Source organism: Paraburkholderia xenovorans, assembly GCF_046030735.1.
In the GTDB taxonomy this organism is placed as follows: Bacteria; Pseudomonadota; Gammaproteobacteria; order Burkholderiales; family Burkholderiaceae; genus Paraburkholderia; species Paraburkholderia xenovorans_A.
Genome location: NZ_JAQQBV010000030.1, coordinates 81,893 through 91,268, shown reverse-complemented (window position 1 = coordinate 91,268; position 9,376 = coordinate 81,893). Strand labels below are relative to the sequence as shown.

7 protein-coding genes are annotated in these 9,376 nt (G+C 62.3%); 3 read left to right on the top strand and 4 right to left on the bottom strand.

Features of this window, described 5'->3' with window-relative positions:
* Together PQQ51_RS25805 and PQQ51_RS25800 are read left to right on the top strand one after the other, a co-directional pair.
* Positions 1–1,008: hypothetical protein (locus tag PQQ51_RS25805; protein WP_408499736.1), on the top strand; the 1,008-nt coding region annotated here is incomplete at its 5' end.
* Positions 1,009–1,127: 119 nt separating this feature from the next.
* Positions 1,128–2,402, top strand: a complete 1,275-nt coding sequence (locus tag PQQ51_RS25800) for a LamG-like jellyroll fold domain-containing protein (RefSeq protein ID WP_408499745.1) — start codon at positions 1,128–1,130, stop codon at positions 2,400–2,402.
* On the opposite strand, the gene PQQ51_RS25795 is transcribed toward PQQ51_RS25800, so the two are convergent.
* From PQQ51_RS25795 to PQQ51_RS25785, 3 genes are read right to left on the bottom strand one after another with little or no spacing between them, the layout of a single operon-like run.
* The gene (locus tag PQQ51_RS25795; RefSeq protein ID WP_408499734.1) at positions 2,399–3,868 is read right to left on the bottom strand and encodes an efflux transporter outer membrane subunit; all 1,470 of its coding nucleotides are present in this window, start codon (positions 3,866–3,868) and stop codon (positions 2,399–2,401) included. The two genes, PQQ51_RS25800 and PQQ51_RS25795, sit on opposite strands and share 4 nt — an antisense overlap.
* A 4-nt stretch (positions 3,869–3,872) precedes the next feature.
* Positions 3,873–7,001 (bottom strand): efflux RND transporter permease subunit, encoded by a 3,129-nt coding sequence (locus PQQ51_RS25790; protein WP_408499732.1) that lies wholly within the window; start codon positions 6,999–7,001, stop codon positions 3,873–3,875.
* Positions 6,998–8,146, bottom strand: coding sequence for an efflux RND transporter periplasmic adaptor subunit (locus PQQ51_RS25785; protein WP_408499730.1), 1,149 nt, complete (start codon positions 8,144–8,146; stop codon positions 6,998–7,000). Before PQQ51_RS25785 ends, PQQ51_RS25790 begins: the two co-directional genes overlap by 4 nt.
* Positions 8,147–8,364: 218 nt before the next feature.
* Between PQQ51_RS25785 and PQQ51_RS25780 the strand changes: the two genes are divergently transcribed.
* On the top strand, positions 8,365–8,982 hold the full coding sequence (locus tag PQQ51_RS25780) for a TetR/AcrR family transcriptional regulator (protein WP_408499728.1): 618 nt from the start codon (positions 8,365–8,367) through the stop codon (positions 8,980–8,982).
* 88 nt (positions 8,983–9,070) lie between these two features.
* Here PQQ51_RS25780 and PQQ51_RS25775 read toward each other — a convergent pair whose 3' ends face one another.
* A complete protein-coding gene (locus tag PQQ51_RS25775) occupies positions 9,071–9,283 on the bottom strand; it encodes a hypothetical protein (RefSeq protein WP_408499726.1) in 213 nt (70 codons plus the stop codon).
* Positions 9,284–9,376 lie beyond the last annotated feature (93 nt).

The window sequence follows — 9,376 nt, the reverse complement described above, 5'->3', positions numbered from 1 at the left end:
ATGTCAGTCCCAATGGCGGTGGCCACGGGCACTGCCGCAATCGTCGTCGGCAATGGCGTGTTCAGTTCGGCCGGCGGGGACGCTGTCGCGCATACCGTGGAGAGCGCGGCATTACTGATCGATGAGAATGCGGCGGTGGTAGCGACCGTAGGCGGCATGCGCCCGGGGCTCTGGAGGAAGCCGTTCGTCATTGCCCCGCTCGTGTTTGCGGCATTGGGTTTAATGGGGGCCGTCCTATATCGCCTGTATCTGTGGGTGATGGCGCTGTGGCCTACCGACGCAGACCGACACGTTTCGCAAGCAGAATCGACCATGACAACTGACGTGACTCAGTCGTTTGTCGCGTCAACCGAGGCTATTGGCGAGGTGTGGCCATCCAGCGTGAAACTGAATGAAATGATCGACGATTTCATCGTTACGCTGACAGAGGAGGATGATGATTTTCTGGCGATGGGACAGTCAGTGATCCCGAGCGAGGATGCCATGCCTTCGGACTTGATCGATCTGGTTTTATATCAGTTCGAGCAGGAGGATGCCACGGACCGTTCAGCTCGAAGTCGTAGATCAGTGGGCGCTGATAACCAACCGACGATCGCGGCGCCCGTAACCAACGAACTGAGTTCGTGGATCCGGAGCAACTGGCCGGTGACTGAGGCTTTTACACCGCCGCAAAATGATCCGATGCGGGCGGTCGCCAAAGGTATTTATGAGTCGAAGAATGGCAATGCCTACATGTTCATAGGTGGTGCTTACTGGAAATTCGTCTCGACGGGGCTGCATACTGGATATCTGGAGAATGAAAAAACCAAAGTAAAGTTCATCCTTCTCCGGAGCATGGCGTACCTCCGACCGGGGTGGAATCACCTGTCATGCAGCCTCAGAACGCGTCCCTCGCCGCCGACGACGAGCAGGCGACACGTGCATTGTTACGAACGCTTCTGGCTACCACACCGGAGGAAGTCGGTGAGAAGCGGGCGGTGCTTGATCTTGCCCGCGCGGCAGGGCTGATTCATTTATTTTCGTTCGAAAACGGCGTTGGCGATGTCGTCGCCCCGAATGTGTCGCTGCGGCCGTTCGACAGCACGTCGACCACCACTGGGACATTCATCGGCGACAATTTCGGTGGCATGGCCTTGCAGGTGTCGTCGCTGAACAGAGCCGGGGACGGCTTGAATGGGATGAGACTGAGCGACGACGTCAGCAGTCGTCCGCAGTTTTCAATCGGCTTCTGGTTCAAGTCTGATGGCGTGCAGCACCATGCGCCCGTGCTAGGCAACAAGGACTGGGGAGGCGCCTTGAATCCGGGTTTCATGATCGATCAGCAGAAGGATGGCTTGTTGAAGTTCAATGTTGCGGATGGCAGCAAGCGTGCCGATGCGTTTCTTAAATTCACCCGCAACGCCTGGGTTTACGTAGCAATGGCTGTCGATACCACAGCGTTGAGCGCGACGGCTTATGTCGGCGATCCAATTCACGGCGCGCAGACGGCGACGTTAAATCTGGGCGGCATGGACCTGACTGGAATTTCCGGCACTTACTCCACCATCGCCTTGAATGAAGACGTGCTCGGCAACTATTATTCGCGCTACGGTCACACGTTCGGTTCGATGACTTTCGACGATCTCGCAATGTGGAGCCACGCGCTAACCCAGCGGGAACTCAATGCGTTAGCCATGTCGGGGATTACCGGTGGGCTCATTCACTTCTTCCCGTTCGAAAAGGGGTCCGCCGATGTAGTCGCGCCGAATGTCTCGCTGCATCCATTCGACAGCGCATCGACTACCCACGCTGCATTCATCGCCGACTATTTCGGCGGCGAGGCGATGCAGGTGTCGTCGCAGAATTGGTTGGCGGGCGCGCCGAATGGTATGAAGCTGGCAGATGACGTCAGTAGTCACCCGCAATTTTCAATCGGCTTCTGGTTCAAGTCCGACGGCGTGCAGAACCATGCGCCTGTGCTGGGCAATAAAGATTGGAGCGCCGGGGAGAACCCCGGCTTCGTGATCGATCAGCAGGAAAGTGGCTGGCTGAAGTTTAATGTGGGTGATGGGAAAAAGCGCGTTGACAAGTTTATTCGATTCAAGCACGACGCCTGGGTCTACGTCGCGATGACCGTAGACACAGCGGCTTCGACTGCTACGGCTTACGTGGTGGAACCCTCAGGTTCTGGTCAAGCGGTGACGTTGGATCTGCGCGGTATGGACATGACTCAATTAACGGGTAATCACGCGACCATCGCGCTTAATGAGGATGCTTTAGGCAATTACTATTCACGCCGCAATAGCGGGTACGGCACGATGGCATTTAACGACCTCGCAATGTGGAGCCGGGTACTTACTGGAACGGAGGTGCTATCGCTAGGCGTATGGGGGCGTTCACTGTCAGAGTTGCTTGACGATTAAAGGCGCGCTTGCTGCGCTTCCACCGGCGGATTCCCCATCGCCTGAAACAACGCCGCAGTATCCGTCAACCGCGCACTCGTATAACGGATCTCATCCAGCTGCGCATTCCGAAACTGCTGTTCGCTCGAACGTGTCGAGGCAATCGGCAACGCACCCAACCGATATCTTCCAGACGTTTCATCGAAGATGCCCTGCGCCGAGCGCGCAGCGACATTCGCGGCATCGAGCGCCTCACTGTCGTGTTCGAGCGCGGCCAGCGTGTCGGCAACATTCTGGAACGCGGCCAGCACCGTCTGCTTGTATTGCGACACGGTAGCGTCATACGTATCCACCGCCGCGCGTCGCTGCGCGAGCAACGCGCCACCATGAAACAGCGGCTGCGACAGCGATGCCCCAATACTCCAGATCGCCCCCGCGCCGGAAAGCGCCACCGGCCAGCTAAAGCCGCCTTGTCCCATCGAAGCGCTCAGCGAAAGACTCGGAAACATCTGCGCAGTCGCCACCCCGACATCGGCTGCCGCGGCCTTCAACGCGGCATCCGCTGCCTGGATGTCGGGCCGCGTGCGCAGCAGTTCAGACGGCACCACTACCGGCACCTGTTCCGGCACATGCAGCGTCGCAAGCTCGAGGTCGTCCGGCGCGGCGTCAGGCGTGCGGCCGAGCAGCACCGCCAACGCATGGCGCGTCGTCGACCATTGCTGCTTCAACCCCGGCAAGCTCGCCGACAAACTCGCGGCGCTCTGTTGCGCGCTCAACTGATCGGCGTGCGATACCGCGCCCAACGCATAACGCCGTTGCGTGTCGCGCGACTGATCGTTCGCGATCGTCACCAGTCGCTCCGTCGTGTCGATCTGCGCGCGCAACGCCGCGCTCGTGATCGCCGCCGAGACGATGTTGGCCGCCAGCGCGCGACGCGCGGCGTCGAACTGATAGGCCTGCACATTCACACGCGCGGCGAGGGCGGCATCGGCGAGACGCGCGGCGCCGAACAGGTCGAACGTATAGTGCGCCTGCAACTGGCCGACGAAGATGTTGTACAGAAACGTATTCGGACCGATCTCGGGAATCGCCAGCGCGCGATTGCGGGTCGCCTGGCCGCCGAGGTCGACGGTCGGCAGCAGCGAACTGCCGATCTGCGCGCGCAATTGCTCGCGCGCGGCGGCGAGGCTTTTGTCGGTGGCGGCGAGCGTCGGACTATTGCGCAAGCCTTCGTCGACGAGCGCATTCAGCGCGTCCGAGCGGTACAGCTTCCACCACTCGGGCACCGGCTTCGCGCCCACCACGAACTGCTGCGTGACGCCTTGCGCGGGCACGGTCTGCGCAGGCTGCGGCGTGGCGCCGTAATGGGCCGGCTGCGGCATCGCGGGCGGCTCGCCGTTGGGGCCGAACGAACACGCGGCAACGCTCAGCGCGGCGCCACCGAGCAACGCGCGCCGCAGATGGCGAGGAAATGCGGAAGTAGCCATGATGTCAATTCCCCGAATGCGTGGGGCCGGATAACGCCGGCGCGGGCGGCTCGCGCTCGTCGCCTCGCACGCGGAACCACGCGGCATACAGCGCGGGCAGATAGAACAACGTGAGGATGGTCGCGCTCGTGATGCCGCCCATCAACGCGGTCGCCATCGGGCCGAAGAAGTTCGAGCGCAGCAGCGGAATCAGCGCGAGCACAGCAGCGGCCGCGGTCAGCGTGATCGGCCGGAAACGTCGCACGGTCGCGCCGACGATCGCGTCGAAGCGCTGATGTCCCGACGCGATGTCCTGCTCGATCTGGTCGACCAGAATCACCGAGTTGCGCATGATGATGCCGAACATCGCGATCACGCCGAGCATCGCGACGAAGCCGAACGGCTGGCCGAACAGCAGCAGCGTCAGCACGACGCCGATCAGCCCGAGCGGCGCGGTCAGCACCACCATCAGCACGCGCGCGAAACTCTGCAACTGGATCATCAGCAGCGTCAGCACGGCGATGATCATGATCGGCATCTGCGCGTTAATCGACGTCTGACCCTTGCCGCTTTCCTCGACCGCGCCGCCGATCTCGATCCGGTAGCCGACCGGCAGCGTCGCGCGAATCTGCGTGAGCGCTTTGTCCACCGCATGCGTGACGTCGATCCCTTGTGCGCCGGGCGCGACGTCGGACTGCACGGTGATCGTCGGTTGCCGGTCGCGTTCCCAGATCACCCCGTATTCGAGGTCGTTGCGCAGATGGCCGAGCGTGCCGAGCGGCACGGGACCGTTGGGCGTCGGCATGGCCAATGTGACGAGCTTCGCCGGATCGACGCGTTCGCTCTTCGGCGCGCGCAGGTCGACGCTGATCAGCTTGTCGCGCTCGCGGTACTGCGTGACCGTGTAACCGGACAGCGTCATCGCGAGGAAGCTCGACACGTCTTCCGATGTGACGCCGAGTTCGCGCGCCTTCTTCTGATCGACCTCGAAGCGCACCGAGCGCTCGGCCGGTTCGTCCCAGTCGAACTGGACGTTGCTGGTGCGGCGGTCGGCGCGCATCGTTGCGGCGACGCGTTCGGAGATCGAGCGCACGGTGGCGATGTCGTCGCCGCTCACGCGGAACTGCACCGGATAACCGACCGGCGGCCCATTCTCGAGACGCGACAAACGCGTACGGATCGCCGTGAAGTTGTTGCGCAACTCCGGTTCGAGCCATTGCGCGAGCTTCTCGCGGTCCTTGACCGATTTCGCGGTGATCACGAACTGCGCGAAATTCGGCTGCGGCAATTGCTGGTCGAGCGGCAGATAGAAACGCGGTGCGCCGGTGCCGACGAAGTCCACCGTATGATCGATTTCCGGCCGGCCTTCGAGCACTTTTTCGAGCCGCTGCGCCTGCCTCAACGTCGCTTCGAACGACGCGCCTTCGGGCAGCCGCACGTCCACCAGCAATTCCGGACGGTCCGAGCTCGGGAAGAACTGCTGCGGCACCAGCGTGAAGCCGGCCATCGCGATCACGAACAGCACGACGGTGACGATCAGCACGATAAAACGCCGCTCGATGCACCAGCCGATCCAGCCGCGCAGGCGCGTGTAAAAGCGTGTGTCGTAGATGTCGTGCTCGTGATCGTCCGCTTCGTGCTGCTGCCGTTTGCGCTCGGGCAACATGTGATAGCCGAGCAGCGGAATCAGCACGACGGCCGCGAGCCACGATGCGATCAGCGCGATCGCCGACACTTCGAAGATCGAGCGCGTGTATTCGCCGGTGCTCGACTTGGCGAGCGCGATCGGCAAAAAGCCGGACACGGTAACGAGCGTGCCGGTCAGCATCGGAAACGCGGTACTGGTGTACGCATACGCGGCCGCGCGCGTGCGATTCCAGCCTTGCTCGAGCTTCACCGACATCATTTCGACCGCGATGATCGCATCGTCGACGAGCAGTCCGAGCGCCAGCACCAGCGTGCCGAGCGACACCTTGTGCAGCCCGATATCGAACAGATACATGCATAGCGCCGTGACCGCGAGCACCACCGGGATCGAGATCACGACCACCATGCCGGTGCGCACGCCGAGCGAAATCAGGCTCACCACCAGCACGATCGCAATCGCTTCCGCCACGGCTTCGAGGAAGTCGTCGACGGAACCGGCGACCGCGTGCGGCATGCTCGACACTTCGACCAGTTGCAAGCCGGCCGGCAGCGCCGCGCGCAAGCGCAGCGTTTCCTGATCGAGCGCGCGGCCCAGACGGATCACGTCGCCGCCGGGTTGCATCGTGATCCCGATGCCGAGCACGGCCTTACCGCGCGAGCGCATTTGCGTCGCGACCGGATCGTCGTAGCCGCGTTTGATCGTGGCGATGTCGCCGAGACGGAACGAGCGGTTGTTGATGCGGATCAGCGTGTCGGCGAGCGCGGCGACGTCCTTGAACTGGCCGGTGGGGCGCACGAACACGCGGTCGTCGGTGGTGGTCAGCGTGCCTGCCTGCGACACGCTGTTCTGCGAATTGATCGCCTGGCCGAGTTGCTGCGGCGAGATGCCGAGCCGCGTCAGTTGCGTATTGGCGATCTCGATGTAGATGTGCTGATCCGGATCGCCGAAATAGTCCACCTTGCCGACGCCCGGCACGCGCAACAGCACGGTGCGCAACTGGTCCGCGTAGTCGTGCAACTGCGCGGCGGAAAAGCCATCGCCTTCGAGCGTGTAGATGTTGGTGTAGACGTCGCCGAATTCGTCGTTGAAGAACGGGCCCTGGATGCCTTGCGGCAAGGTCGCGGCAATGTCGCCGACTTTCTTGCGCACCTGGTACCAGGTTTCCGGCACGCTCTTGACGGGCGCCGAGTCTTTCATCGAGAAGAACATCAGCGATTCGCCGGGGCGCGAGTAACTGCGCACGAAATCGATCGCGGGCGTTTCCTGCAGTTTCCGGCCGATGCGGTCGGTCACCTGTTCCTGCACCTGGCGCGCGGTCGCGCCGGGCCAGAAAGTGCGGATCACCATCACGCGGAACGTGAACGGCGGGTCTTCCGATTGCGCGAGGCGCGTGTACGCGAGGATGCCGAAAGCGGTGGCGAGCGCGATCAGGAAGACCACCAGCGCCTGATGGCGCAGCGCCCATGCGGACAGGTTGAAGCGTCCCTCTTCATGCGTGGTGCTCATGAAGCGAAGTCCTCGGGATGCAGCGGCGGGACCACGCGGACTTTCTCGCCGGCGGTGACCGTATGCACGCCTTGCAGCACGACGCGTTCGCCTTCCTTCAAACCCTGGCCGATCACGATCGTGCGCTCGTTGTAACGCGTGACGTTCACGCGGCGCAGCTCCAGTGCGTCGTCGCCGGCTCGCACGATCCATACGGCCGGCTGCGCGCCGTCGTGGAACAGCGCGGTGGCGGGCACGACGAACGCGCTGGCGTGCTGATTCGCCGACGGCGCCGGCGCGAGCGCGACGTCGGCGGTCATGCCGAGGCGCACGTCGGGGCCGGGGTTGTCGAGCGTGAGTTTGGCGCGATAGGTGCGGCTTTGCGGGTCGGCCGCGGGCGACAGTTCGCGCACCCGCGCATTGAAGCTGCGACCGGGCAGCGCGGCGAGTGTGATGTTCGCGGTTTGTCCGACCGCGAGCGCTGCCAGCGCGCTTTCCGGCACGTCGCACACCACGTCGATATCGCCGCTCCACGCGAGGTTATAGACGGCCTGGCCGGCCGACACGTTCTGGCCGGTATCCGCCTGCTCGGCCGTAATCACACCGGCGTGATCGGCGACGAGCGTGGTGTACTGCAACTGATCTTTCGACAACGCCGCCTGCTGCGCGGCCTGATCGCGCTGCGCTAGCGCGGACGCATACGCATTGGTGGTCTGTTCGAGCTGCGCGGGCGCGATCAGATTCTCTTTTGCTTGCGCCTGATCGCGATCGAGCTGCTGCTTCGCATAGACCAGGTTGTGCTGCGCGGAGGCAAGCTGCGCCGCATTGCCGGCCGCGTTTTTCTGCGCGTCTGCCGGGTCGAGGCGGGCGACGATCTGGCCGTTCTTCACCGTATCGCCGAGCCGAACCCGCCGTTCGACGATCTTGCCGCCGACCCGAAACGACAGCGGCGTGGAATAACGCGCCTGCACTTCACCGGGCAGCGACGCTGCCGGCATCGCGCTGCCGTCCGCATGCACGGCGACGGCGACCACGGGACGCGGCGTGGGCGCGGCCGCTTCCTGCTTCGAGCAGGCGGCCAGCGTAACGAGGCCGGCGACGGCGAGCGCAAATGCAGCGCGGCGCAGCCGCGCGGGACGAACATACGGACGGATTTGCTGGCGCATCGCAGACGATGCGGGTGGACCGGGACGCTTCACAATTACCCCAACTGGAGACGGCGAACGAACACGGCAAGCCGCAACGGCCCGCCAGCTATGACGCACAGCCGAATCATGCGATTCGCATACGCGTCTGACTTCGAATGTTGATTTGCATTCTAATACACACCTGTATTTGAATGTTGCAGTGAATGACGATTACTTTCGGTGCTAGACTTGCGCCCATGAAAAGGCAACGACTGACTCGCGAGCAGAGCAAAGACCAGACGCGTTTGCGTCTGCTCGATGCTGCGCAGGCGATTTTTATGAAGAAGGGCTTTGTCGCGGCGAGTGTCGAAGACATTGCCGAGGCGGCGGGCTATACACGTGGCGCGTTCTATTCGAACTTCCGCAGCAAGAGCGAACTGTTTCTGGAGTTGCTACGGCGCGATCATGAAGTGATGCAAGCGGGCTTGCAGGCGATCTTCGAAAACGCGGCTTCACGCGAAGAAATGGAGCAGCGGGTGCTGGCTTATTACAGTACGCTGCATCGCGAGAATAAATGTTTTCTGCTGTGGGTGGAGGCGAAGCTGCTCGCAGTGCGGGATGGGCGTTTTCGTGTGCGTTTCAATGCGTTTATTCACGAGAAGCTCGCGCAGTTGGCGGCGTATATTCGCGAGTTTTCGGCGCGGGTGGGGACGCCGTTGCCGTTGACGGCGGAGACGCTGGCTTTGGGGCTGATGGGGTTGTGCGACGGGGTGCAGTTCTTCTATACCGTCGATCCGCAGCATGTGACTGCGGAGGTTGCCGAAGGGGTGTTGGCGGGGTTCTTTGCCAGGGTTGTGTTCGGAAGGGATGCTTGAGAGGCGCGGCGCGCGTGGGCTTTTTGTTGCGTCCCGTCGATCTGGTTCCGGCGGCGCTTCATTGCACCGGCGCTTCGCTATTTCTTTTTTAGTTTGCCGGGAGTTGCGCGCATACGTCCGCGGCGGGCGCCGCGCATGCGAACGAATATTGGCCCGTGTAGCGCAACGCTTCCGCGCCCACGTGTAGCGCGATCTTGATGTCCGGGCAGCGCTCGTAGGCGATGAACGCCGAACACGCTATCGCGAACCAGCAGACCACAGAAAATGCGATTTTTTCGAAAAGTTGAAAACGTTGGGGCATGGCAATCAGTTCCTTTGACCGCCATTTTATCAGTGATAAGGGTTTATACCTAGCTTCAATCTGTATTGGGATTCTCGCTGAGGTGTTAAGAAC